Below are 26,685 nucleotides of genomic sequence, written 5' to 3' on the forward strand. Positions count from 1 at the left end.
AGGAAAAGGTTTCAAGGATGAAGCAGAAAGACAATCAACCCGTTCATGTCACTCTGCGTTGGTTGAGCTATACCCTGTGCGGTGTTTTGGTCTGGCAGCCGTTGCTGCCGGCTTTTGCTAATGGCGTAAACGTTGCCGAAGGTAATACCCGGCTCGATCAGGCTGGCAATGGTGTGCCGGTGGTCAATATTGCCACGCCTAATCAGGCCGGTATTTCCCATAATAAATATAACGATTTCAACGTGGGTAAAGAGGGGCTGATCCTCAACAACGCCACCGGGCAGCTTAATCAGACCCAGCTAGGCGGCCTGATCCAGAATAACCCCAATCTGAAGGCTGGCCAGGAAGCGCAAGGCATTATCAACGAAGTGGTTGCGCCAAACCGTTCGCAACTACAGGGCTATATGGAAGTGGCGGGTAAGCAGGCTAACGTGATGGTGGCCAACCCTTACGGCATCACCTGCGATGGCTGTGGCTTTATCAACACCCCTAATGTCACGCTAACAACCGGCAAACCGATCCTAGGGCCTGACGGCAAAGTGCAGGCGCTGGAAGTCACACAAGGGGCCATCAAAATTCAAGGCAAAGGGTTGGATGCCAGCCAGAGTGAGAAATTTGCCCTGATCGCCCGGGCCACCGAGATCAACGCCCAGCTTTATGCCCAGGATGCCACCATTACCCTGGGGGCCAACCGAGTGGATGCACAGGGTAACGTCACCCCGATCGCGGGTCAGGGAGATGTGCCAAAAGTTGCGATCGATACCGGTGCGCTGGGTGGCATGTATGCCAACCGGATCCATCTGGTTTCCAGTGACAAGGGCGTGGGCGTCAACCTCGGCAACCTCAATGCCCGCACCGGGGATATCACCCTGGATGCCAACGGCAAACTGACGGTCAACAACAGCCTTGCCAGCGGTGCGCTCACGGCGACGGGGCAGAGTATCAGCATGCTGGGTGACCACAAAGCCAGCCAATCCATCGCACTGAATAGCCAGGGTGACCTCAGCCAACAGAACGGCACTTTGGTCAGCGATCGGGATATCGTTCTCTCCAGTGGCGGTAAGTTGCAACTGAACACCGGTAAGTTGACCGCTGGAAACGATGTCAACCTGCGTGCCCGTGACGTGCTGGTGGACAGTACCAGCCAGATTGATGCGGCACGCGATGTAGACATGACGTTGTTCAATACCGGTCTGACGCAAGGGCAAGTGACCGCCGGGCAAAACCTGACCCTCAGCGGTGCTTCGCTGGTAAATAGTGGCACACTGATGGCCAATGGGGCGATACAAAGCACCCTCGCCAATCTGGGAAATAGTGGCACAGCTCAGAGTCAGGGTAGCCTGTCGCTGAGCGGCCTGTCGCTTACCAACAGTGGCAAGATAGTGAGCGGTGGAGCACTGAGCGTCTCCAGCCAGACAGTGGATCAGGACGGTATTCTGAGTGCCAAAGGCAAAGCCGATCTTACCGTCAGCGGTACGTTCCGCAACGGCCACTACGCCGAATTACTGAGCGATGACAGCCTCACGTTGTGGGCAGGAACGCTGCAACAGAACGGCCTGATTTCTGGCACCTCGGGGTTATTCCTTGGCAGCGATGCATTGACCACGGCGGCAGATGCCATCACGACCAGTCAGGGCAACATTTCGGTCAACGCGCTCAACGCCGCATTAGACGGCGAATGGAATGCCGGGGGCGATCTGACCTGGCGGGGCACGGCGTTGAACACGCTGTCGCGGGCTCAGCTACAAAGCGGGGGCAACCTCGCCATCCAGGTTCAACAAGCCACGCTGGCAGGCACCCAGACGGCAAAAGGGGCATTGACGGTAGAGGCCGACTCGCTGTTACACAGCGGCAAAAGCCATGCCGCAACGCTGGCCTTGAATGCAGGCAGCCTGACTAACCAAGGCACACTGGTCGCTCCTGTCTTGACAGTCAACAGCCAGACGCTGACCAACAGTGGCCTGCTTCAGGGTACTCAGACCCTGGATCTTATCGCCCGCCTGATGGACAACCAGCAAGGCGGCACCGTTTATACGGCCAACGCCTTGTCCCTGGCTATCCCGACGCTGAAAAACGCCGGACTGATCACCACCGATCGGGATTTGCTACTGGGTGGCGATCAACTGATCAACAGCGGCGAAATCAATGCCGCGAACCTGACGGCCAAAAACCAGCAGGTGGATAACCAGCAAGGCGGTTTACTGCTGGCCAAGCAGACGTTGTCCCTCACCGGGATGGCGTTGTCCAATAGCGGGCAACTGGCGGCAAACCAACTGACCCTGAACACCACCAACATCACCAACAGTGGTACGTTGCAGGGCGATAGCGCGTTTTCCATCAAGGCGACGGACGTGAGTCACCGTGGGCGTTTACTCACCGGCGGTTCGCTGAGCCTGGTGGCAGATAACCTGACCAACGCCGGAGTCATACAGGCGGCCATCATGGCCTTGTCGCTGGCCAAACGGTTCAGCAACCAGCAAGGTGGCTCCGTCAGCGCGAGTGGCTCTCTGACGTTGGCCACCCCGCAGTTCAACAATGACGGCCTGCTGGCCGCGACGACGCTGAGCCTGGATACGACGTCTCTGTTCAATACCGGGACTCTGCAAGGTAGCCATCAGCTCAACGTTAAAACCAACTCACTGGATAACCAGTTTGGAGGTGTATTACTTAGCGCCGGAGAACTGGCATTACAAGCAGACTCTCTGACCAATGCCGGATTGCTTCAGGGTAACACCCTGGATCTGTCGGCTCAGGCGTGGTTCAACGCGGGTAATGTGCTGAGTGAGCAAACGGCGAGCCTGAAAGTGGCTAATACGTTGACCAACCAGGGCAAGATCCTCGGTCAGAAGAGGATGAATGTCTTGGCGGGTTCATTGGATAACGCCGGGTGGCTGGCCGCCACCGTGCTCGCGGTTGTGGGTGACGTCATCAACCAAGGGCTGATACAGGGTAGCCAGTCGCTGCAACTTTCCGGCAGCCAGCTCAAGAATGCTACCGCAGGGCAGATGTTATCGAACGGAGCGCTACGCCTCAATGGCCAGCAGTTGGTCAACCAGGGCGCGATGCAGGGGCAACAACTGACGCTTAACGCCCAGAGCTGGCAGAACAGCGGCAGTGCCCAGGCGCAAGAACGCCTGGCGGCAGAGCTTACTGGTGACATGCTCAACAGCGGCCTGTTGCTGAGCCAGGATCGGTTTGAACTCACCGCAGCCGATATTCTCAATCAGGGCACCTTGGCGGCAGACTCGGTGATATTGACCGCGCCACAGTTGACCAACAGCGGTCTGTTACAGGGCAACAGCCATCTGCAATTGACCATCCCTAACATCAGTAACCTGGCCAGCGGCAAGTTGATCAGCGGTGGTGCCTTGGCGCTGGCGCTCGATCAGTTGAACAATGCCGGTTTATTGCAGGTGAATGATGACTTGTCTCTCACCGGTCAGCAATTTACCAACCAGGGCAGTATTGTGGCGAACAATCTGAGCCTGGATGTGCAGGGCGCTTTTGACAACCAGCAAGACGGCAAACTCATTGCGCGTGAAAATGCCATCTTCCGCAGCCAATCGGTGAACAATGCTGGTGTTCTGGCGGGCAATACGCTGGTACTGGACAGCGGCAGCGTGACTCACAGTGGCATCATGCAGGGCAATACCGGGATGACGCTCAATAGCACCGCGCTGAACGTACTCGCCGGTGCACAACTGCTGAGCGGAGGTGAGTTGGTCATTAACAGTGGTGCTGTCACCAACGCCGGGTTCTGGCAGGGAAATAGCTTGACGTTTAGTGTCGACAGCCTGGATAGCACGGGATCGATAAACGCGGTGTCGGGTTTAACTGGCACCGCGGTCAACACGTTGCAAAACAGCGGGCAGATTGCGAGCCTGAATGCGTTGAACCTCAGCGCCAGCAACTTGACCAACAGCGGCAAGCTGGTGGCCAACCGGTTGATGCTGAATGCCGATACGCTGAATAACAGCGGGCTGTGGCAGGGAAGCGACTGGCTTGATGCCCACGCTGATGCACTGACTTTGGGCGCGTCAAGCCGTGCGCTGTCGGGCGGCGTGTTGTCTTTAAATGCTGGGCAACTGACCTCTGAAGGAACGATCCAGGGCGGGCAAACCCACATCACGGCCACAGACTGGTTGAACCGTGGCAGCCTGCTGGGTACCGACTCTCTGGCTGCCAACGTCACCAACGAGCTGATGAATGAAGGGTCACTGCTTAACCAGGGCAACGGTGAGATACAGGCACACACGCTGACCAACAACGGTGCCGTGCTGAGTGACGGCAGCCTGTCTTTGGCTGGTGCTACCTTGAACAACCAAGGTGCAGTACAAGGTAACGTCCTCAACCTGACACAGTCCGTGGTGAATAACGCGGGCACGCTGATCGGCTTGCAGTCGCTAACGCTGGGCATTCAGGCGTTTTCTGGCCCGCTGCTGGCGCTGGTGAACAGCGCCCAAGGCTCACTGCTGACTCAGGGCACGCTAAGAGTTAATGGCGGTACGGTGACCAACGAGGGTCGCTGGCAGGGGCAACAGATCCTGCTGAATGCTCAAACGTTGAATAACGGTGGCGCTATCCAGAGTGCGGATGCATTGCAAGTGGTTCTGTCTGAGGCATTGAATGCGACGGCAGGCAGCAAAATTACCGCCAATGGTACGGCTGCGCTACAGGCACTTTCGCTGACCAACGCCGGGCTGTGGTTGGCAAAAAACCTCACCCTGCACGCTGACAGCCTGAATAATCAGGGCGAAATCAGCGGTGTCGACGGGTTGACGGTCGCGCTGAGTGGGGCTTTCACCCAACAACAAGATAATACCCTGCTGACAGCCGGTGACCTGAAACTGGATGCGGCCTCATTCACCAACCTGGGGCGAATCCAGGGGAACGACGTGTGGGTTAACGGCGGTACGCTGGACAACAGCGGGCGCATACAAGGTGAAACAGGCTTAACGCTGAACCTGTCCGGTGGACTGACCAATAACACGACAGGCACCCTCCTCAGCCAAAACGCACTCACCATAACCTCTCCGTACTGGGTCAATATCGGCCTGATGCAAAGCGGTGCTGACACCCGGATCGAGGGGAGGGTGTCAGGGCGTAATGACGGCAGCCTGCTTGCGGGCTCCAATCTGTCACTCCATGGTGGGCAATTTACCAACACCGGTTGGCTGCAGGCGGCTACCCTATTGCTGAATGCAGATGCATCAGACAACAGCGGCACCTTGCTGGCTGAACTACAGGGCACGCTCACGGGAAGCAGCCTGAACAACCAGGGTACTGTCCAGGGAAGTCATCTGGCGTTGAATACCCAGCAACTGACCAACGGCGGTACGCTGCTCGGCACCTCCGGGCTTAACATCAATGCCAGCCAGGTGGCCCTTCAGACGACGGGGAAAATGTTCAGCGGAGGTGATTTACTGTTGAGCAGTGGCAGCTTTGACCAACAGGGCCAAGTCGTGGCGTTGGGCAACCTGACGCTGCAACTGGTGAATGCCTTTACCAGCCAAAACGTGATTGCCGCAGGCCTGAGCCTGAATATCAACAGCCAGGGAACGTTGACCAATCAGGGCACTTTGCAGGGGCAAAGCATCAATCTCACGACGTACGGCGTTTTGACCAACAGCGGTCAAATCACCGGCGGGAAGGGTGCCAGCACCTTAAGTGGTAGCGCTATTGCCCTGAATGCAGCCGGAACGCTGCAATCAGGGGGCGACGTGACCCTGAACAGCCAGAGTGATATCACCGTTGACGGGTTTACCGGCACGCTGGGTATGCTCACGCTGAATGCCACTAACCTGGTGAACACCGCCCTGCTGTATGCCGGTAACAATCTGTATCTGCTGGCCAACAGCATCAAAAACCTGCGCGGTAACATCCTGGCAGGCAACAGCCTGTGGATGCAGCGTGATATGGCGGGCAATGCCAACGCTGAAGTGGTGAACAGCTCTGGCACCATTGAGACACAAAATGGTGATATCACCGTTAACACCGCCAGTTTGCTCAATGAGCGTACCGGGTTGAGCTACTCAACCCAGACCCTTGATATGAGTAACACTTACAGTTGGCTGAACAGTGCTTCTGCCGATATCCCTATTGATGTCTTGGGGCTGGATACGCTGACACAAAGCAGTGTCACGTGGTATTCAACATCCGGTTCTTGTGGTGGTGCCCCCTGCTTTGTCTATGCCAATAAAACCTATTACTACCTACCTACCACCGGTAATGAAACCCGGCAATTTGCCGTCAGCCAGAGCCTGTCACAAGCCTCTGCCGAGGGAGGTAGCGCACGCCTGTCTGCGGGTGGCAACTTAACGGTTCAGGCCGATTACCTTAATAATCAGGCGAGTGTCTTACTGGCGAATGGCGATATTGTGCTGTCGGGCACCACGCTCAACAACCAGAGTTATCAATCCGGTGCCTACACCGAGTATGCGGTTTTCAACTATATCGATGGTGTACGTAAAGACGCGACTAATCCTTACTACGGTCATACACCCGTTGCGGGCACCTCCAAAACCGAAAATACGGTTCACTATGTTTTGGCAGGCCATACCACAGAAACGACCTCAGATGACAATTACCGTTCCGTTATTCAGGCGGGTGGTAATGTCACGGCAAACTTTACTCAGGATATCAGCAACACCAACGCCACGGCCGACGCCGGAAGGATAAGCAATACCCTCATTGCCCCTACGCTCAATACCCTGAGCCAACAGACTATCGGCGGTGCCGTAGAGAAACAGGCGTTGTCTGCCAATGATAAGGCGGCGGTCAATTCCCCTGAGTGGCAGGACAGCCTGCAGAATGCCCTGCAACAGATTAACGGCGGCAGCGGCCTGGATAACGTCACGCCTGAACTCTCGGGGTTAGGAAAATACGGCGACGATGGTCAGGGTAGCGCCAACCTGGGGGACGGAACTGCGTTACAAAACATTACCACCGATGGCAAGGATCTGGTCGGTTCGGGCGGCAATGGTTTGAATCAATATCAAGGCAAAACGGTCGATACCAGCGCGTATCCCCTGCCTACGGGCGAAAACGGCTATTTTGTTGCGTCTACCGATCCAGATAGCGCTTATCTGATCACCACCAACCCGAAACTCAACGGGCTGGGGCAACTCGATCCGAGTCTGTTTGGCGATCTCTACGCGCTACTGGGGATAACCCCAGGCCAGAGCCCGCGTGAAACCAACGAACAGTTCACGGTGCAGGACAAGTTTATCGGCTCTTCTTATTTCCTTGACCGCCTGAACCTCCACCCGGATCAAGACTACCGTTTCCTGGGAGATGCGGCCTTTGATACCCGTTATGTCAGTAATGCGCTGATCAATCAGACCGGGAGTCGCTATCTGAACGGGATAGGTTCAGATCTGGAGCAGATGCAGACCCTGATGGACAACGCCGCCAGAGCACAGCAGGCACTGGGGCTGCAGTTCGGCGTTGCGTTGACGGCGCAGCAGATCGCCGCACTGGGGAGCAGCATTTTGTGGTGGGAAGCGACCCGCATCAATGGCCAGACGGTGATGGTGCCGAAGCTCTACCTGTCACCAAAAGACGTGACGATCAATAACGGCAGCGTGATTGCCGGGAAAAATGTCGCGCTCACTGCCGGTAATATCACCAACAGTGGTAGCACGTTGACCGCGCAGAATACTCTGGCGCTCGATAGCCAGAACAGTATCAGCAACCTCAATGCGGGCCTGCTCAATACGGGCGGAAATCTGCAATTGAGTGCGATTGGCGATATCAACAATATCGGTTCAATCATCAGTGGTAAAACGGTGCAGTTGGAAAGTCTTGATGGCAGCATCAATAACCTCACGCTGGCAGAAACCAACAGCGTCCATGCCAGAGGGCTCAACGGCGAGTCTGTCGGGTTCACCAACACCACGCTGGGTAATACCGCCTCTATCACCTCGCTGGAGTCAATGAGCCTGAGTGCCGGTAAAGATATCCGTCTGACTGGCGCCAACCTGTCTGCCGGTGGCGATGTGTGGCTGGATGCCTGGGGGGATATCGCGATCACCGCCAATCAGGTGACCCAGAGTTATGCCCAATCAGGTTTTGGCAAGGGCAGCACCCTGAATACCGTTACCGACGTGGCACGCAGTACGCTGACCAGCGGTGGTGATGTGACATTGAATGCAGGCCGGGATGTGACCTTGCAGGCGGCAGCGGTGGTAGCAGATAACAACGTCAGCCTGAGCGCCGGGCGTGACGTGAACCTCAACACCCAGCAAACCAGCGAATACCGCGAGAGCAAGGCAGGTAAACGCCTGCAGGTGGACGAGTCCATCCGCCAGCAGGGAACGGAGATTGCCAGTGGGGGTAACACCACTGTTCACGCCGATCGCGATGCCACCTTGAATGCGGCACAGGTGCAGGCCAGCGGTGATGTGGCGGTAAGTGCCGGACGCGATCTGACGCTCAACAGCGCCACCGAAAGCGACTACGCCTTCTTCGAAGAAACCAAAACCAAGAAAGGATTCCTGTCGAAGACCACCACCCACACGGTGCGGGAAGACACCACCACACAGGAAAAAGGCACGCTGCTGAGCGGCGATAACGTATCGCTGTCTGCCAGTCACGATCTGTCGGTGAAGGGTTCTGCAGTCGTCGGTGACGGCAAAGTTAACCTGCAAGCAGGCAATAACGTCGAGATTTTGGCGGCAACAGAAGAGCAATCCAGCTATCGGTTGGATGAGAAGAAAAAGAGCGGGCTGATGGGCACCGGCAGTATCGGGGTAACGATCGGCAGTTCCAGCTCGCGCCATCAGGTGAATGAAGACGGCACTACGCAAAGCCAGAGCGTGAGCACCATCGGCTCAACCGGTGGCGACATGAGCATCGTTGCTGGCAACCAGGCACATATCGGCGGCGCGGATCTGATTGCCGGTAAAAATCTCAACGTCACTGGCGACAGCGTCATTATCGAACCGGGACATGACCTGCGTACGGTAGAAGAACGTTTCGAGCAAAAGCAGAGTGGTTTGACCGTAGCGCTCTCCGGTGCGGCGGGGGCTGCGGCCAACTCGGCGATAGCGACGGCACAAAGTGCCAAAAGTGAAAGCGATGGCCGTTTGGCCGCCTTGCAGGGCACCAAAGCGGCGCTGTCTGGGGTGCAGGCAGGCCAGGCCGCTGTGTTGGATAATGCCAAGGGTGATGCGGGTAATGCGGTGGGTATCAGCCTTTCCCTGGGAGCCCAGAAGTCATCATCCACGCAAAAACAGGTCTCTGACACTGCCACCGGTTCGACGCTGACGGCGGGTAATAATCTGTCAGTAACTGCGACCGGAAAAGGCAGCAGTGCCAACAGTGGCGACGTGGTGATTGCGGGTAGCCAGTTGAAGGCAGGTGGTGATACCACCCTTGATGCCTCCCGTGACATCCTGTTGACCGGGGCCGCCAATACCCAGCAGCAGACGGGGAGTAACAAGAGCAGCGGCGGTGAAATCGGTATCGGCCTGAGCCTGGGTAAAGACACGGGCATCAAGGTGTTTGCCAACGTCAATGCAGGCAAAGGCAGTGAAAAAGGCACCGGAACGCAGTGGACAGAGACGACCATCGACAGCGGCAAGACGCTGGCCATGAACAGCGGGCGCGATACCACCCTGGCCGGTGCACAAGTTAGCGGCGACAACGTGGATGTTGACGTCGGGCGCAACCTGACGCTCTCCAGCCAACAGGACAACGACCGGTACGACATGAAGCAGCAGAACGCCAGTGCTGGCGGTAGCTTCACCTGGGGCTCGATGAGTGGCTCCGGCTACCTGAACCTGAGTCAGGACAAGATGCACAGCAATTATGACTCGGTGCAGGAGCAGACCGGGATCTTTGCGGGCAAAGGTGGCTTTGACGTTAAGGTTGGCGAGCATACTCAACTGGATGGTGCGGTAATCAGCTCAACGGCCGCTGCGGACAAAAACAGCCTGGATACGGGGACGCTGGGGTTCAGTGACCTGCATAACCAGGCGGATTACAATGTTGAACATGTGGGTGTAGGGATCAGCGGCGGTGGTGACTTTGGTGGTAAGGAGTTCCAGGGCAACCTGGCCGGTGGCATGCTGTCCGGGCTGAATGGCAGCGGCCATGCCAGCGGCACCACGCAAGCGGCGGTGAGCGAAGGCACTATTACCGTTCGTGACAAGGACAATCAACAGCAAAATGTCGCCGATCTGAGCCGGGATACGGAGAATGCCAACGGCAGCATCGCGCCGATCTTCGACAAGGAGAAGGAGCAGAATAGGCTGAGGGAGGCACAGCTGATTGGGGAGATTGGTGGTCAGGCGGCGGATATCATCCGCACGCAGGGGGAAATAAACGGCTTGAATGCGGCGAAGGCGGAGCTGGCGAGAGAAGGAAAACTGCCGCCGGAACCGGGACCCGATGCCAAGCAGAAAGAGCTTGATGACTACACCAGCAAACTGAAAGACACGGCTGCGTATAAAGAGACCATGAAGCAGTATGGAACGGGCAGCGACTTGCAGAAAGCGGCGCAGGCGGTAACGGCGGCGTTGCAGGGGCTGGCTGGTGGTGATATGGCTCAGGCGCTGGCGGGTGGTTTGAGCCCGTACGTGGCAGAGCAAATCAAGAAGTCTACTGGTACGAATGAAACGGCCAACGCGCTTGCCCATGCGGTGTGGGGGGCTATAGCGGCGCAAGTGAGTGGCAACTCGGCAGCCGCAGGTGCGGTGGGTGCGGCTGGTGGTGAATTGGCCGCGCGTTATCTGGCAGAGAAGTTATATGGCGCAGATACACCGGAAAAAATTGCTAAACTGAGTGAGGAGCAGAAGCAGAGTCTCAGTGCGCTATCGACACTGGCGGCTGGACTGGCTGGTGGCGTGACAGGGGATAGCACAGCCAACGCTCTGACAGGCGCTCAGGCTGGTAAGAATGCGGTGGAGAATAACTTCTTGGCGGTTCCTGTGCCGGTTCCGCCACCGGTAGCGCTGCCGAATACGTCCATCAATGGTGCAGGCGGAAATGAAGCCTGGGATGCGGATGATGGCTCAGATCCAAGCAAGTCTCGTGAAGAGAACGCGCGTCAGCCGAATGTGGCGAAGGATCTGACGGATGAAGAGAAAGCAGAAGCGGGCGGGACAGGATCTGGAACGCCAGGTGGCTGGGAGCCTCAGGACGAGGAGAACGCTCGGAATAATGCAGATAACTTCGACCGGTTTAAGAAAGATGATCTGGTCTCTTCAGCCAATGAACCCATCAATAAGCAGGGATTGTCTGCTGCTGCAAGGGCTTGGGAAAAACATGCTGGTAGATCCGGTGGTGTTTTCGAGCCATTAAAAGGTAATCCAGTTCAGAAGAATGAAGCTGCTGGTCGTTTTGTGAATGAAGTGCTGGATAATGCAAACACAGTGAGAACAGACCTTTCAAGAGGCGGGGTTGAATATCGGTTACCTGATGGACGTGGTATCCGTTATAACTCTGATGGTTCTTTCTCTGGATTTTTAGACCCTAAGAGGCCGCAATAATTATGCGTACTGATTTTGAAGTTGTCTTCTTTAGTGATTCTCGCTATGAAGAACTGACAGCGGAGATCTCTTATAAAGATCAAATACTTTGCCAACTTAATAAAGATAAAGGAATAGACAATATTGAAGTGGAGTTCTTTGCTGACGCAAGAATACTTGTTGAACAAGTGGCAATGAAGTTCCCACTAAATGAGTTTTTAGCTGTGCTGGAAGAGGCGAAGAAAGACCTCATTGAATAGTCATGCTCCCCGGCCAGTTTGGCCGGGGTTCTTGCTTCTATGCTTTAAATCCCCCATCTTCTTGCCGCTGCAACCGGATCACGCCGGGTGCAGCGGTGATCTCCAGTTGTGCCACATCGATGATCCCAGACTCAACGATCCAGTCGCCACCGATAATCACCTCACCGTTCTCCTGCACCTAATCCACTCCCAGATCCGTGCGGTGCTGGCTAGCCGCGCACAGTGCGTTCCAGGTGGCTTCATCGGTGACAACAGTGATCCAGAGTGTGTGATGTTGGAGCGTCAGTTGCAACGGCGTACCAGGGGTAAATCCCAATGCGGCCAATGTGCCGCCTGCCAGGGTCAGTTCCGGGATCGGTTCAGGGGTAAAGGTGATATTCATGCGTTCCCCTCCGTGGCTGGCGTGGTGCGGATAATCAGTTGGCCGTGCTCGGTGATAATGCTCACTTTTGAAGGTGGCGACGATTTCGCGGGTGGTCATCCCTTGGTCGTACAGAGATAAAATCTGGCTGTCCATCTGCGCAATACGTGTCTGGTTTTTCTTGATGAACTGAGGTTCGAAGGTGTTTTCACGGTCACGCGGCGTGTTCAACTCGATTTCGCTGTCATCACATAGCAGCGTTTTTGACGAATGTTAATGATCATGCAAAACTCACGGCCGATAGTGCTGACCGTGAATTATCGATCCTCATAAGGCGCAAGTCTATTTACGAGATAATCTCTTTCGCTTTCTGGAGGATCTTATCAAGCGTAATACCAAACGTTTCATACAACTGCTCAGCCGGTGCTGACTCTCCAAATGTGTTCATACCGATCACTGCACCATCAAGGCCCACGTATTTGAACCAGTAATCGGTAATGCCCGCTTCGATAGCCACGCGGGCGCTCACCGCTTTTGGCAGCACATATTCCCGGTAAGCAGTATCCTGTCTATCGAAAACATCGGGGGATGGCATGGACACCACGCGCGCGTTTATGCCCTCAGCAGACACGTTGTCCCACGCCGCCACGGCCAGTTCCACTTCAGAACCCGTGGCGATAAAAATCAATTCCGGCTGGCAATCGCAGTCTTTCAGTACGTACGCGCCGCGGGCGATGTTCGCCAGTTGCTTTTCCGTACGTTCCTGCTGCGCCAGATTCTGGCGGGACAGAATAAGCGCCGTCGGGCCGTCGTGATGCTCAGCGCCGTATTTCCACGCCACAGCAGATTCAACCTGGTCACAGGGACGCCATGTACTCAGATTGGGGGTCATGCGCAATGACGCCAGTTGCTCTACCGGCTGATGAGTCGGACCGTCTTCACCAAGACCGATGGAATCGTGGGTATAAACCATCACATGACGCTGCTTCATCAATGCCGCCATACGCACCGCGTTACGCGCATACTCCACAAACATCAGGAAGGTCGAGGTATACGGCAGAAAACCACCGTGCAAAGCGATACCGTTGGCAATCGCGGTCATACCAAACTCACGCACGCCGTAATGGATGTAATTGCCGGTAGTGTCTCCATTGATGGCTTTCGAACCGGACCATAGAGTCAGGTTAGACGGTGCCAGATCAGCGGAGCCGCCAAGGAATTCAGGCAACAGCGGACCGAAGGCTTCGATAGCATTTTGGGACGCTTTACGGCTGGCAATTTTTGCGGGTTTTGCCTGCAGTCTAGCGATGAACTCGTTCGCTTTCTCGTCGAAATCCGCGGGCATGTCGCCATTCATACGACGGGTGAATTCAGTGGCTTCCTGCGGGAAGGCCTCGGTGTAGGCCACGAATTTTTCGTTCCAGGCCGCTTCTTTCGCTTGACCAGCCTCTTTCGCATCCCACTGCGCGTAGATGTCCTGCGGGATCTCGAACGGAGCGTGGTTCCAGCCAAGTGTCTCACGAGTTGCTGCGACTTCCGCATCGCCCAGTGGCGCACCATGAACATCATGTGTGCCCGCTTTGTTTGGCGAGCCAAAACCGATGATGGTTTTGCACATCAGCAGAGACGGTCTGTCTGTAACGGAATGAGCATCTTCAACAGCGCATTTAATCGCGTCAGCATCGTGACCGTCAACGCCGCGCACTACGTGCCAACCGTAGGCTTCGAAACGCTTCGCAGTGTCATCAGTAAACCAGCCTTCGACGTGACCGTCGATGGAGATGCCGTTGTCATCGTAAAACGCCACCAGTTTACCCAGCTTCAGGGTACCCGCCAAAGAACAGACTTCGTGGGATATGCCTTCCATCATGCAACCGTCACCGAGAAAAACATACGTGAAGTGGTCGACAATGTCGTAGCTCGGACGGTTGAATTGCGCTGCCAAGGTTTTCTCGGCGATAGCCATACCGACCGCATTAGCCAGACCCTGCCCCAATGGACCGGTGGTGGTTTCCACGCCCGGTGTGTAACCTACTTCTGGATGGCCCGGAGTTCTGGAATGAAGCTGACGAAAGTTTTTCAGTTCTTCCATGGATAAATCGTAGCCGGTAAGGTGCAACAGGCTGTAAATCAGCATAGATCCATGGCCGTTGGACAGCACGAAGCGGTCACGATCAGCCCAAGACGGGTTCCGGGGGTTGTGGTTTAGAAAATGACGCCACAGGACTTCGGCAATGTCAGCCATACCCATCGGGGCACCCGGATGGCCGGATTTGGCTTTTTGTACTGCATCCATGCTCAGTGCACGAATAGCATTCGCCAGGGTTGTTCTTGATGGCATTGTAAACTCCATATTTAACTCTTTAACAGAAATCAGTCTTTGTTATGAACGCTAATAGCCGATCATAAAACGTCGATGGCGTTCAGCTCTCTGTATGCTTGCTCCAGACGCGCGATCATCGTCAACTGACCAGCACGAAGCCAGGCTCGTGGGTCGTAGTATTTCTTGTTCGGCTGGTCTTCGCCTTTCGGATTGCCCAACTGGCCTTGCAGATAAGATTCGTGAGTTTTGTAGTAGTCCAAGACACCTTCCCATGTTGCCCACTGGGTATCGGTATCGATGTTCATTTTCACGACACCGTAGCTGACGGAGTCTTTGATTTCTTCAGCGGAAGAGCCCGAACCACCGTGGAAGACAAAGTTCAGGCTGTTGTGCGGCAGGTTATGTTTCTTAGAAACATATTCCTGAGAATCGCGCAGAATGGTCGGAGTTAGCTTAACGTTACCCGGCTTGTAGACGCCGTGTACGTTACCGAAGGACGCAGCAAGGGTGAAACGTGGGCTAATGGCGTTCAGTTTGGTGTACGCATAGTCAACATCTTCCGGCTGGGTATAGAGGGCAGACGCGTCCATGTGGCTGTTATCCACACCGTCCTCTTCCCCACCGGTGCAACCCAGTTCGATTTCCAAAGTCATGCCGATTTTGGACATACGCTCCAAGTATTTGGAGCAGATCTCAATATTCTCTTCCAGAGATTCTTCAGACAGGTCAATCATATGAGAAGAGAACAGCGATTTACCGGTAGCAGCAAAGTGTTTTTCACCAGCATCCAACAGGCCATCGATCCACGGCAACAGTTTCTTTGCACAGTGGTCAGTGTGCAAGATCACTGGCACGCCGTAGTATTCAGCCATCTGATGCACATGGTGCGCGCCAGAGATAGCCCCCAAAATAGCAGTCTGTTGGCCGTCACCCTTAATGCCCTTACCCGCGATATATTGAGCACCTCCGTTAGAGAGCTGAATAATAACCGGTGCGTTAACTTTCGCCGCGGTTTCCATAACGGCATTGATTGAGTCAATCCCCACACAGTTTACGGCTGGCAGAGCGAAGTTATTTTCTTTAGCTACCTGAAATATTTTCTGAACATCGTCACCCGTCACCACGCCTGGTTTTACGAAATCAAAAATCTTAGACATAGTAAACACTCCTGTACTTGTATATTAAACCATTAAATAACTTCCAGGTTATATGCGCAAAACCATTAAAGTGCGACCAGGAAGGCAAGAACATAAACTCACAAAAAAAGAGATAATACATAGCCAGGGAATATGGCTATCACCAATAAATAGCCAGCCTGGAGAATGAAATGTATAATTATACTCTGATGATATTTACGTTATTATTGGAATAAATTAAATCAGCTAAAACGGTACTCCCCACTTTCAGTCATCGTCAGGGTGATATCCGCCGGGCGGCTATGCGCCAAAACGCGCTCGACATTTGGACCATCCGTACGCAGATAAAACGCTCTCGCTTCGTTAGCGCTTAAACCGCCAGCACACTTCCGGGCAATCAACCGTTCGCGCAATGTATCAGTAGGCGCCTGAATAAAAAGGGAAGAATCGCAGTAAGGTTCAAGACTTCGCCAGTTATCATCATCCAGCAACAGCCAGTTCCCCTCCACAATCACTACCGGTGCCATGACCCTGATCGCATTTTCTATCGGATCGTGCCGTTGCCTGTCGTACTGTGGCCATTCCCCATCACCATCACGGATCAGCTCAAGATTTTTTGCCAGTTTATCAACATTGAACGTTTCCGGGGCTCCCTTAAATGGACGCAAGCCATGTTCTTCAAGCCAATCATTGTAATGATGAAAACCATCCATTGGCAGGGTCTGAATGTCTGGCAATAATGGATCCTGCCGGGCTAGATATTCCCAAAATGCGGTTAACGTAGATTTTCCAGTACCCGGAGGTGCACTGAGGAAAATAATCTTTCGCTTGTGTGAGGGGATAGTTTTCCGGTCTGCCAATTTCCGAAGTAACGGTAGATGAACATCAGCAATTTCTTTATCACTATAATGAGCCTCAACTACCAGCCCATTAATGGTCAACATTACTTTCAAGGTGTGAGTTCCTTTAATATTGCTGTTACTGCCAGTACTAACGCCGTTTTGATCATGCCTCTAAACCGGAGTTCTGACCAAGTAGAAAAATCAGCGAACTTCATTGAAGTTAATGCACTATATAGCGTTACGTTCTTGATTATACAATTGACGTTGCAGATGAAATCCCAACATATATCATCCGTAAAGTTGGGGATGACCTTCTGCTCCTGCAAATATTGTCCGAATTGAGAAAAATGCGCTATATCAGCGTAGTACTCTTTATCTATTTTCCCCAAGGCGTAAATCAGACGTAATGCCACATCAATATCATCCAATGGTCCACTACGGGCAAGTAACGGTTTCACCGCATACTCCATAATTTCTTCATCGTTGTTAACGAATAACGACGGCAGAAATTGCTTGACGCCATGTTGCAACATGCTGTTTGCCATCGTAATAAATGAGAGCAAATCACCTTGTGCGTCCAATTGCTCAAGCACATCATCCTCTGTCAGCGTTGTCATTCGTATCTCGATAAATCACCAGGAATGTAGGGAGTCTATTATATTACATGTTTGGTCTATGCCACAGATAAGTAATGTGTGTGTATGTAGGCCGTTAGGCATCTGCTGAATCCCTCCCAGCAGATCACCACCGGTGACACCCGTAGCAGAGAACAAAATATCTCGACTGGTTATCAATTCATCAAGAAAATAAACACGATTAATATCAACTCCCATTTCCGCACAGCGGCGGCGCTCGCTTTCCGCTATCTGCCGATGTTCATCCGATTCGCCCTTAGCCTGACAAAAATCAATGAGTTCAGCCTGCATGTCACCGTTCAGAGCTTTCACTGCACAGGCAGAAATCACGCCTTCCGGTGCACCACCTATCGTAAACATGACATCAAACAGATTATCGTGTTGGCAGGTTAATACGCTGGCGGCGACATCACCGTCAGGCAGTGCGTAAACCTTCACACCGAGACGAGAGGCTTCTTCGATTGCTGGCCGTAAACGAGGTTTATCCAATGTCGCCATGCGCAACATCTCCAGAGGCTTACCGAGCGCGTCGGCAACATTGCGCAGGTTATCTTCCAGCGGTAATGCCAGATTAATTGCCCCCTTGGCCTTCTTATTTACCACCAGTTTTTTCATGTACATATCAGGCGCATGCAGCAGACTGCCACGTGGAGCAAAAGCCATAACCGCCAGCGCATTACTTTGCCCCATCGCAACCATCCTGGTGCCTTCGATAGGATCCACAGCAATATCTACCTCTATACCCATACCGTTACCCACTTCTTCACCAATCCACAACATTGGCGCTTTATCAATTTCCCCTTCACCAATCACAATCCGCCCCTGCATGGGGATGTTATTGAGCGCTTGGCGCATCGCCGAGACCGCCAGGCCATCAATTCTGTTCTTGTCGCCGCACCCCGTTTGTGGCCAGGCGGCGAGCGCCGCCTGTTCCGTCGTACGCACCAGCGACCAGGTCAGTGACATCATTCCAAAGCCTCCCCGACATCAACGCCAAACTGCTCCAGCAGATATTTCTCCGCCTTTTCGTTCCAGATGCCGTGCGTCTTCTCTACCAGTCGCGCCAGTTCTCTGAACAGCGGATCGGTTTTGCCTTTTTCAGCGAAATCGACAATCGCCGTCAGCGGCATTGTCACGCCGTTGTAGATAAGCTTTTTGCCACCAGGAATATTTGGCAGGTTGAGTACGGTCTCCGGCACGGCGTCAAGCCCGCCGATGTGCGTGACCATAAAAGAGGGTTGCAATTGTCCCGTCGCGCTGAGTTCTATGGCCTCTTTCATATCGTCGGCGGAGCCGCCGGAGGTGCCGACCACGTGGGTGCTGTTGTAGTGCACGTTGTAGAAATTAAACGGTACTTTGAAGTCTTTCTCCGTCGGGCCAGCGAAGAAGTTCAGGCAACCATCCTCCGCCAGCAGTTCGTCAGCCAATTCCACCACCGAGGGTACGGCGGCATAAACAAAGACATCGTCAAAACCTGCACCGTCAGTTAATGCGCGAAGCGCTTCTGCCGGGTTTTCCACGCCAGCAGTATTGACATAGAAAAGCTCGATGCCCTTCTCAGCGGCCAACTCGACGGGCAGCAGTTTTTTTGCCTGTGCCAGACGCGCCTCATCAATATCCACCACCACTACTCGCGAAGGCTGAATGCCGCCGTTAATGGCGTAATCGATGGCACCAATACCCATAGGCCCGGCGCAAGCAAGCAGCGCCAAGTTGCCGCCTGGCTTAATTCCCATGCGATGCTCATAGACATACGGCGTTGTATGATAATTCCCGTTATACGCACCGATAATGCAGCACATCGGTTCCGCCAAGGATGCCGCAGCAAAATAGGACCCCTTGTAGGGTAGAACACAGCCCAGATTAACTGCCACTTCCGGAATAATCATGTAAGTTGCGTTGCCACCGAAATATTCGTAACTGTATCCAGCGGAATAACCAGAAGGTAACCCCATTGCTGGCTGTAAAACAAAACGCTGTCCTTTCTTATATTTACTCTGAAGATTCTTACCTACTTCAACAATTATTCCCGCACACTCATGACCGGTAATCACGGGGTGATTTTCTAAGTCATCGGGTACACGCTTATGATCGCTACCCAGTAATGCAGCCTTCCATGTTGACAAACAGATACTGTCAGATATAACGCTGACCAACAATTCATTATCTGTTATTTCTGGAAGTTCAAATTCACGTAAGCGGATATCCTGCTTACCATATATAGCAGCAACCTTGGTTTTCATAATGACCTCGAGAAATCAGTTTTTGGATTCAGTGACAATCTGCTGAAATAAATCATCTAATTGCGGATCACCAATATAGTTTTTAATTAAGATTAACGACTTATCAGTGACAAGTTTTACTCGGCCCTCAAGGTTTGCGTGAGTAACAATAATATCAGCATCATCAGGCACATTTTCAATCGCGTAGTGTTTAACGTCGATATAGAGTCCTTGCTTTTCCAGACGCTTACGGAACGTTGTCGCGCCCATAGCACTGGACCCCATTCCTGCGTCGCAAACAAACGCAATACGTTTCACTTGACGGAATGAACGTGCCCCTTCCTGTTTCATCGATTTCATCGCTTTGGTTGACTGTTCGAATTCCTCTTCATTTTCCACACCCGTGTTTTTTTCCATTTTCAGGATAAAGGAGGTAATTGCGAAAGAAACCAGCGTACTCACTGTCACCCCCACCAATGTTGCAACAAACGACCCCTTTGGTGTTAATGCCAGATAAGCGAAAATCGAGCCTGGACTTGGTCCTGCTACCAAACCACCACCAAGTAAGTTGAAGGTATAGATCCCGGACATTCCCCCTGCAATCATTGCAACAAGTGTCAGCGGTTTCATCAGCACATACGGGAAATAAAGCTCATGAATACCCCCAAGGAAGTGAATGATCATCGCACCTGGAGCAGATTTCTTACTCATGCCTTTACCAAACAGGGTAAAACCTAGCAACAGTCCCAAGCCAGGCCCTGGATTAGAAGCGACCATAAAGAAGATCGATTTTCCAGTTTCTGAAGCTTGTTGCATCCCAAGAGGATAATAGACCCCCTGATCGATAGCATTGTTAAGGAAAAGAATTTTAGCGGGTTCGTTAATCAACGAGAGCAGAGGTAAATACCCTGTTTGTACCAGTGATTCAATGCCTGCTTTAACAAAGTTATTGGCAATCAGTACGGCTGGGCCAATTATATCAAAACCGAGAAGGCACAGGAGCATACCGGCGATGCCTAGAGAGAAGTTATTGATAACCATCTCAAAACCAGCAGGTATCCGTTTTTCAAAAAAGCGGTCAATGTGTTTTATCACCAGCCCACCGAGTGGTCCCATGATCATTGCACCGATAAACATAGGAATATCTGCACCGATAATCACCCCGATGGTGCCAATTCCCCCCATCACCGCACCACGCTTACCACTAATCAGATGCCCCCCGTTGAACCAATCATCACCGGCAGCAAATAGGTAATCATCGGGCCAACAATTTTGGCAAAATTTTCGTTCGGCATCCAACCTGTAGGTATAAATAATGCGGTAATAAAACCCCAGGCAATAAATGCACCAATATTGGGGATAACCATTGCAGTCAAAAAACCCCAAAAGCCTGGACTTTTGCACGAGCAGACTTATTTTCCATGATAATATCCTATAGCGGAATGAGTTATTATACGCGGGAAATAATATCCGCGAGTTGTTTTTCCGTTTCTGCTCTCAAAAGAGATTCCAGATGTTCATCTTCACTCAATAGTTCACTCAGCGCCTGAATTGCATCAATGTGTGAATTGGCATCCGACGCGGCCAACCCTATAAGCAAGCGCACAGGCTCATTATCCTCACCAAAGTGAACATCGTTTTTTAATAACGTTAATGACATCCCTGTTTTTAGGGCACCACATTCTGGTCTTGCATGAGGCATTGCTACTCCGGGCACCAGAATATAATATGGTCCATTATTGACAGTTGAGTCTTTAATCGCCTGAACGTAATTCTCATTAACGACATGATGTCTCAATAGCGGAGCCATACAGATATCAATAGCCTCTTGCCACGTTCGTGCTGAATTTTTAATAGAAATCGATGTTTCAGGAAAAAAGTCAATTAATCGCATAAGGTGTTCTCTCATTTTAATTTTAGGGTACACAACGTTGCTAAAAATAAAATACTCGCGTGGAGAAACGAATGCAATTCAGGCCAAAACCAGCCTCCCTCAAGGAAGAAAATAATTTATCATTACAAAACAACCCATTGAAATTTAGGTGGTTAAAATAACGCAAATAAATGTGACTTAATTCACATAATAAAAATTTAAACAAAAATCAATAATTGTGATAAATATCACATTTAATGTATTGCGTTTAACTTTTTATGCTATTTTTTACGAAAAATAGACCAACACAGCAAGTAGCTTTCCGCAAGGAAGGTAATCCCCACATTTCTATTACTTCAGTGCACACATTTACCACGTTAAAACCTCAACTCCTTCGAACGAGCCGGTTCTCCTTCAGCACGAAGTAACTTACTGACAGCACAACTGAAATCAGGCTGTGAACAATGCGCCACCAGAAGGTATGGATTTAGTGATCTTTTCAGGAAGGTAAAGGGGGTAAAATTGTTAATACCGATCGAATTGTCGAAACCGATCTGTGAAACATATCGACAATAACGATTGTTTTGTTTATTTTTAATAGTTACTAGCTATCAAATAAAGGGGGCCGATCGTTTTAGCAGATTAATGGCTTTGTTGAATAAATCATATTTGGAATAAGCCTCCCCGTAGCAGGTCGGTGCCAGTCAGGCGATACGCACACTTTCAGGCATACCAGCCTTCGTTATTTTGTTCAGCGTACGCACCATGGCCATAGCCTCCGCAATCTGACTATCGTAATCACGCAGCGTCAGTGAGCCACCGAACAACTGTTTTACCCTGTACATCGCCGTCTCCGCTATCAAGCGACGGTTATACTCCGTTGTCCATTTCCACCGGGCGTTGCTCCCGCTCAGCCGCTGATGCGCAACAGCACGGTTGCGGTCTGCATACTCGCCCGACCAGTAACCTGCGCCTTTTCGGGGAGGAATGAGTGCGCTGATTTTCTTACGGCGCAGTTCATCGTGACATAACCGAGTATCGTAAGCGCCGTCGGCGGCGGCTGACCTGATTTTTCGATGGGTCTGCCTGATGAGACCCGGGAAAGCTTCTGCATCAGTCACATTGTTCAGTGACAGGTCAGCATGTAAATAGACCCGTTTTAGTTCCATGCATTTTTTGAGTTCCCGGCCAAATAACGATGCTGTCGGTATTCCTCCGGTGTCATATTGTTCAGCGATTCATGCGGGCGTTCACAGTTATATTCCGATACCATTTCTCCGTGATTTTCCGCACTTTATTCAGCGTTCTGAACAGATAAAAATCCAGTATTTCTGTTCGGTATGTCCTGTTAAACCGTTCGATAAACGCATTCTGTGTTGGCTTTCCCGGTTTGATAAATTCCAGTTTTACTGCATGTTTCTCTGCTCATTCAGCCAGCGCCAGAGAGATAAGTTCCGGACCATGATACCTATTGAATGTACCCAACTAGCGTTTAAGTCAGCGATTCTCTACAACTTGTAATGCCTGTCACTAGTGGAGAAAATCAATGAACATTATTGTTAGCAACATCGGCATGCCAGGGACATTAATTGCCTTGGATATCGCTAAAAAACATCACGATGCAAAAATTCGGCATCCAGATGGACGAACATCTTATCTGCGCATTGAAAATACCCTGGAAGGGTTCAACCGGTTGCTTGCGCTTACCTCTTCACCCCATAGCGATATTATTGCGGCCTTTGAACCTACAGCTGATTATCACCACAACATAGCATGGTTGTTACATAGGCAAGGAGTACAATGTCATCTTGTTTCATCTATCAGATGTGCACGAGCCCGCGAGATGCTATTTAAAACCTGGGATAAAAATGATCGTAAAGATGCCAGTGTTATTATGTATTTGTTGGAACAAGGGCTCTCTTCACCATTTTACTATCCACTGGTGAATAACACTATAGATATACAGGAAATATCAAACAATTACCATCAGGTTACACTGGCACGTACCCGCTGCCTGAACACCCTGGTTAATCATTACCTGACCCTTTATTTTCCCGAGGCTGAACAATTTCTGCATACGTCCCGGTCAGAGTTTTTTGTCAATTTTTACTTCTATTTCCCACACCGTTCTGTATCACGTCAATGAGCCGGGATTTGTTTGTAAAACAGTCATGGGATGTTGTTGGCCGGAAACAGTATAAACAACAGTTTCTTGAACATCTCTATGATGTTGCTGAGAATTCCATTGCATTACCGTTGTCAGATGATTCTCTTGCTGTAGCCACGTTCCGATTACAACTTCATCGATATGTTGAGCTTTCAGGTCAGCGATTACAACTTGAGAAGCAGGCAGAAAATTATTTACAGGAACGAAGTGACTACCAGCATTTATGTACGATCCCGGGTATTGGACCTGTCATTGCCCTTATGAAAATTGCTGAAAGTGGCGATTTGACGCGTTTCGCCCATTACCGGCAGTACCTCAACTTCTGTGGCTTTAATCTCTGCGCCCTTCAGAGCGGGAAAAAGCACAGCGGTTACAAATTATCAAAACGTGGAAATGCGCGGTTAAGATATGCATTCTGGCTTGCCGCCACAGTAGCCGTAAGAACGGTAGTTAAAAAGCCGAGATAGCATATGACGTCTATGATGAATTTTATCAGGGTAAAAACACCGAAGAGATCGTGGCTTACATGACCAAGCATGAATATGGCAGGCCAGGTAATCTGGATGATTGTGAATGGACTGACATAGATGTCGAGCGACTGTCGTCAGCCAGAAAAGTTGTCGATAACATTCTGAAGCTGGAGAAAGCCAGTAAGTAAAAACTCCGGAAAGCAGGTAAACCACCTCAAAGGATCTAGGTTGAGACATATGTTAAGAACTAAAATCATTCAGGTTTGCGACGAGGAGACAGTTGCTAATGCTTTCCAGTCTCAGCTTTCTATATCAACTTCAATACGGCGGCTAACCTTTGCTAAATCCTAACTTTCAGCTAAGATCAGAGTTCAATATCGGAAGCAGACTATCTTTCTAAAATTTATTTTACGCATTAGAAGGGGAATACGATGAAGAAATTAATAGTTGCAACATCATTAGCATGCATAATATTTTGGCTGTCAGCTAACTCATTTGCTGATGATAAAGCTGAGATGTCAAAAATGGGCTCTGCAATGGAAATAAGTCAGGCCGCAGCAAAAATGAAAGTTGAAGAGATGCAAGGGCATAAAAAGGTTGGTACGATCAGTGGCACCGCTCAAACTCAAGATGAACTAGAGACTAAGTTGTCAATGGCTGCCAGTATGATGGGGGCAAAATACTATGTTATTACCTCATTATCTAATAATAACCATGCATTTGGAACCGCTGATATTTACGAATAATACAGTGCGAGGTATTATACGGTTACTGCTTAGCAAATGGTTATCATTTTTAATTAACTCTTCACAAGGCACTGGGGTTAATCAAAGATATTTCCCTCTCAAATCAGACTCTGTTAGGAGAGGCTGTAAGTATTTGCATGACACCAAAAAAAGCTCCTCAATCATACACTGTTGCTATTGATAGTTACGAAGCTGAGAGGAAAAAAGAATGCTTAAATTCAGTTAATTAATTTTAACCAATATGTTACGGATGGGTACCCGGAAAAATACTATTATTAGTTTGATGGCATATAAATGCTATCTTGACATCTAATACATTGACTGGTGTTTGTTAAAATGACAGAGGAAATACCATGAAAAAACTTTTCGCGATAATGATATGTAGCACGTTGATGCTGGGTATCCCAAGCGTTTATGCGGCAGATAGTATGAGCAGCGACGGGATGCAAAAGAATAATCTGAGTCAGATGTCCAATAATGGTATGATTAAGGACAACATGAAAAAGGATTGCATGAGCAAGGATTGCACTAAAAAAGAACATATGAAAAAAGATAAAATGAAGAAAGATGCGATGGGCCAGTAACCACTGTAAAACACAGCGGCCAAGGTCGCCGCTTATTTTCAGTTGTAATGAAAAAAGATCAAAAATTGGAGGTTACAAATGATCCATTTTTTATTAAGTTGTACTGAGAAGTGGTTTGCATTTTTACAGCGGGCTGTCATTTTGGTTCCTCTACAATCGCTTTTTTGGGGTGGCATTTGATGGTGTTTTCTAAACACCGAGCAGCAGTAAAATAAGAAGGCGATGTAATGCCTGCAAAAATCAACATTTTTTTGCTGGCATTGTTGTGAATGCAGTCCTAATTGGTTTAGGTGTGACGACAAAACGGGGAACCCAAAAGATGCCCGAAAAAGAGACTGTAATTAAAATTGTGTATCTGCCTTTTTTTGATATGTTCACTCCAACAACGGAGACAGGCATATTATGGACGAAAAGAAACTTAAAGTGGACTGACCCCACCTCGGAAGACGATCCTGCCATATAGTTTGAATATGAGAGGAGCGTATTGAAACACCGCGACTTACCCCTGAATTTAAAGAGGAAGCGCCCGCCAGATTACGGAACGCGGATATTCCGTTACTGAAGTTCGCGACCGGATTAACTTGTACGCCTGTCGAAAGGGATGTGCCTTATAAAGGTTCATTAGTTGCAAGAGCCGGCTGGAGGGGACCTGTTGGGGGGGCGACACTTGGCCAGCCCCATTTGGGCCTTTAAACATGGGATCGTCTTGGTCGGCATACGAATTCACTTCATGGAATTCACAATACAAAATTGAAGATTTGTTCTGGGAACAAAGAGTCGGCCCCGAATTTAGTTTCCGCGTGGGTAATCAAGCCCCACAGGCTACCATTAATACATTTCGATTCAAAGATGCTCGTGCTAGCTTCACTGCTAGCCCATTGGCATTTTCGGAGACAATTCCTTATCCCGCTTTTAGAGCAGGGCTATCTTTCAGATGGCGGTCTGATGACAATGGATTTTATATCCATGGTGTCCTGAATGACATGAACGGAAATCCGAGCCAGGGCAGTCTGAACTGGTCACACATAAAATCAAGTGAGTTGTTTTCAGGGCTAGAAGTAGGTAAACAATGGCGTCGAGAAAATGGTGAATATGATCAACTCTCGTTGTTAATTTTTCATGCGGGAACACGCAGTATTTTTTCCCCAGAAACCACGCCTAACGAAGCCGGAAGCGGTTTCAAACTTTTGGCTGAGAAACAATGGGGGAGTATCGTCAGCTTTGCTTCTTACACCTATAACGAGGCTCGTGGCGGAAGTATCTCTACAACATTTTCCAACAATATAGCAACAGGAGGTCTTGCTTTCCTTAATCCATTTGGTATTAATGGAGAAGTCGCGGTGGCTGGAATGTGGTCACGTCCCTTTAATAATATATTTCCAGGTAGTGGCCAGCGTGAGCAGACAGGGATAGAAACTTACTGGAATCTCGCATTGGCACCCAATATTACCGTAACACCAGGCTTTAAATTTATTTCCAATCCACCTTTTAATCCAAAAACAGATTTTGTGGTGGTACCAGAAATAAAAGTCAGAATGTCTTTGTAAGGCATCAGGAAAGGGGGTGACACAGACTTGCAGATCCCGTTGGTGAGT

14 protein-coding genes and 5 pseudogenes are annotated in these 26,685 nt (G+C 50.7%); 7 read left to right on the forward strand and 12 right to left on the reverse strand.

The window, feature by feature from the left end; genetic code table 11:
• Positions 1 to 17: 17 nt before the first annotated feature.
• Entirely contained in the window at positions 18 to 11,492 is an 11,475-nt protein-coding gene (locus ACQ86O_RS14200; protein ID WP_431221659.1) for a hemagglutinin repeat-containing protein, read from the forward strand.
• 2 nt (positions 11,493 to 11,494) lie between these two features.
• Positions 11,495 to 11,731: a hypothetical protein gene (locus ACQ86O_RS14205; RefSeq protein WP_431221660.1), complete on the forward strand. Its 237-nt coding sequence runs from the start codon at positions 11,495 to 11,497 to the stop codon at positions 11,729 to 11,731.
• Positions 11,732 to 11,768: 37 nt separating this feature from the next.
• Here ACQ86O_RS14205 and ACQ86O_RS14210 read toward each other — a convergent pair.
• The 12 genes and pseudogenes from ACQ86O_RS14210 to ACQ86O_RS14265 all read right to left on the reverse strand — a co-directional run.
• A pseudogene (locus ACQ86O_RS14210) lies at positions 11,769 to 12,113 on the reverse strand (hypothetical protein).
• A 66-nt stretch (positions 12,114 to 12,179) separates the two neighbouring features.
• Positions 12,180 to 12,362 (reverse strand): annotated as a pseudogene (locus tag ACQ86O_RS14215) (transposase); the annotation flags it as partial.
• 76 nt (positions 12,363 to 12,438) lie between these two features.
• Entirely contained in the window at positions 12,439 to 14,433 is a 1,995-nt protein-coding gene (gene tkt / locus ACQ86O_RS14220; RefSeq protein WP_431221661.1) for a transketolase, read from the reverse strand.
• A gap of 62 nt (positions 14,434 to 14,495) precedes the next feature.
• Positions 14,496 to 15,572, reverse strand: a complete 1,077-nt coding sequence (gene fbaA / locus ACQ86O_RS14225) for a class II fructose-bisphosphate aldolase (protein WP_431221662.1) — start codon at positions 15,570 to 15,572, stop codon at positions 14,496 to 14,498.
• 221 nt (positions 15,573 to 15,793) lie between these two features.
• Positions 15,794 to 16,504, reverse strand: coding sequence for a nucleoside/nucleotide kinase family protein (locus ACQ86O_RS14230; protein WP_431221663.1), 711 nt, complete (start codon positions 16,502 to 16,504; stop codon positions 15,794 to 15,796).
• Positions 16,501 to 17,010 (reverse strand): MltR family transcriptional regulator, encoded by a 510-nt coding sequence (locus ACQ86O_RS14235; protein ID WP_431221664.1) that lies wholly within the window; start codon positions 17,008 to 17,010, stop codon positions 16,501 to 16,503. Before ACQ86O_RS14235 ends, ACQ86O_RS14230 begins: the two co-directional genes overlap by 4 nt.
• Positions 17,011 to 17,025: 15 nt before the next feature.
• Positions 17,026 to 17,997 carry a class II fructose-bisphosphatase gene (gene glpX, locus ACQ86O_RS14240; protein ID WP_431221665.1) on the reverse strand — a complete coding sequence of 324 codons (972 nt, stop codon included), beginning with the start codon at positions 17,995 to 17,997 and terminating at the stop codon, positions 17,026 to 17,028.
• Positions 17,994 to 19,271 (reverse strand): zinc-binding dehydrogenase, encoded by a 1,278-nt coding sequence (locus tag ACQ86O_RS14245; protein WP_431221666.1) that lies wholly within the window; start codon positions 19,269 to 19,271, stop codon positions 17,994 to 17,996. Before ACQ86O_RS14245 ends, glpX begins: the two co-directional genes overlap by 4 nt.
• 15 nt (positions 19,272 to 19,286) lie before the next feature.
• A pseudogene (locus tag ACQ86O_RS14250) lies at positions 19,287 to 20,673 on the reverse strand (PTS mannitol transporter subunit IICB).
• Positions 20,674 to 20,700: 27 nt separating this feature from the next.
• Entirely contained in the window at positions 20,701 to 21,144 is a 444-nt protein-coding gene (gene cmtB, locus ACQ86O_RS14255) for a PTS mannitol transporter subunit IIA (RefSeq protein ID WP_431221667.1), read from the reverse strand.
• A gap of 683 nt (positions 21,145 to 21,827) precedes the next feature.
• Positions 21,828 to 22,292, reverse strand: coding sequence for a transposase (locus ACQ86O_RS14260; protein ID WP_431221668.1), 465 nt, complete (start codon positions 22,290 to 22,292; stop codon positions 21,828 to 21,830).
• Positions 22,283 to 22,587, reverse strand: a pseudogene (locus ACQ86O_RS14265) (integrase core domain-containing protein); the annotation flags it as partial. The pseudogene ACQ86O_RS14265 and the gene ACQ86O_RS14260, both read right to left, overlap by 10 nt.
• Positions 22,588 to 22,669: 82 nt before the next feature.
• Between ACQ86O_RS14265 and ACQ86O_RS14270 the strand changes: the two are divergent.
• The 5 genes and pseudogenes from ACQ86O_RS14270 to ACQ86O_RS14290 all read left to right on the forward strand — a co-directional run.
• Positions 22,670 to 23,736 (forward strand): annotated as a pseudogene (locus tag ACQ86O_RS14270) (IS110 family transposase); the annotation flags it as partial.
• Between the two features lie 80 nt (positions 23,737 to 23,816).
• Positions 23,817 to 23,948 carry a hypothetical protein gene (locus tag ACQ86O_RS14275; RefSeq protein ID WP_431221669.1) on the forward strand — a complete coding sequence of 44 codons (132 nt, stop codon included), beginning with the start codon at positions 23,817 to 23,819 and terminating at the stop codon, positions 23,946 to 23,948.
• Between the two features lie 243 nt (positions 23,949 to 24,191).
• Positions 24,192 to 24,506 carry a DUF1471 domain-containing protein gene (locus tag ACQ86O_RS14280; RefSeq protein WP_431221670.1) on the forward strand — a complete coding sequence of 105 codons (315 nt, stop codon included), beginning with the start codon at positions 24,192 to 24,194 and terminating at the stop codon, positions 24,504 to 24,506.
• Positions 24,507 to 24,859: 353 nt separating this feature from the next.
• Entirely contained in the window at positions 24,860 to 25,090 is a 231-nt protein-coding gene (locus tag ACQ86O_RS14285) for a pentapeptide MXKDX repeat protein (RefSeq protein ID WP_431221671.1), read from the forward strand.
• Positions 25,091 to 25,785: 695 nt separating this feature from the next.
• Complete coding sequence (locus ACQ86O_RS14290) at positions 25,786 to 26,637, forward strand: carbohydrate porin (RefSeq protein WP_431221672.1); 852 nt, start codon at positions 25,786 to 25,788, stop codon at positions 26,635 to 26,637.
• Positions 26,638 to 26,685: the final 48 nt, after the last annotated feature.

It is taken from the genome of Serratia sp. L9, from assembly GCF_050632285.1.
In the GTDB taxonomy this organism is placed as follows: domain Bacteria; phylum Pseudomonadota; class Gammaproteobacteria; order Enterobacterales; family Enterobacteriaceae; genus Chania.

What these genes read in the sequence shown, in the direction of transcription:
- ACQ86O_RS14200 (WP_431221659.1), top strand. Translation starts at nt 18, where the DNA reads ATGAAGCAGAAAGACAATCAACCCGTTCATGTCACTCTGCGTTGGTTG.
- ACQ86O_RS14205 (WP_431221660.1), top strand. Translation starts at nt 11,495, where the DNA reads ATGCGTACTGATTTTGAAGTTGTCTTCTTTAGTGATTCTCGCTATGAA.
- tkt (WP_431221661.1), bottom strand. Translation starts at nt 14,433, where the DNA reads ATGCCATCAAGAACAACCCTGGCGAATGCTATTCGTGCACTGAGCATG.
- fbaA (WP_431221662.1), bottom strand. Translation starts at nt 15,572, where the DNA reads ATGTCTAAGATTTTTGATTTCGTAAAACCAGGCGTGGTGACGGGTGAC.
- ACQ86O_RS14235 (WP_431221664.1), bottom strand. Translation starts at nt 17,010, where the DNA reads ATGACAACGCTGACAGAGGATGATGTGCTTGAGCAATTGGACGCACAA.
- glpX (WP_431221665.1), bottom strand. Translation starts at nt 17,997, where the DNA reads ATGATGTCACTGACCTGGTCGCTGGTGCGTACGACGGAACAGGCGGCG.
- ACQ86O_RS14245 (WP_431221666.1), bottom strand. Translation starts at nt 19,271, where the DNA reads ATGAAAACCAAGGTTGCTGCTATATATGGTAAGCAGGATATCCGCTTA.
- cmtB (WP_431221667.1), bottom strand. Translation starts at nt 21,144, where the DNA reads ATGCGATTAATTGACTTTTTTCCTGAAACATCGATTTCTATTAAAAAT.
- ACQ86O_RS14260 (WP_431221668.1), bottom strand. Translation starts at nt 22,292, where the DNA reads ATGGAACTAAAACGGGTCTATTTACATGCTGACCTGTCACTGAACAAT.
- ACQ86O_RS14275 (WP_431221669.1), top strand. Translation starts at nt 23,817, where the DNA reads ATGACCAAGCATGAATATGGCAGGCCAGGTAATCTGGATGATTGTGAA.
- ACQ86O_RS14280 (WP_431221670.1), top strand. Translation starts at nt 24,192, where the DNA reads ATGAAGAAATTAATAGTTGCAACATCATTAGCATGCATAATATTTTGG.
- ACQ86O_RS14285 (WP_431221671.1), top strand. Translation starts at nt 24,860, where the DNA reads ATGAAAAAACTTTTCGCGATAATGATATGTAGCACGTTGATGCTGGGT.
- ACQ86O_RS14290 (WP_431221672.1), top strand. Translation starts at nt 25,786, where the DNA reads ATGGGATCGTCTTGGTCGGCATACGAATTCACTTCATGGAATTCACAA.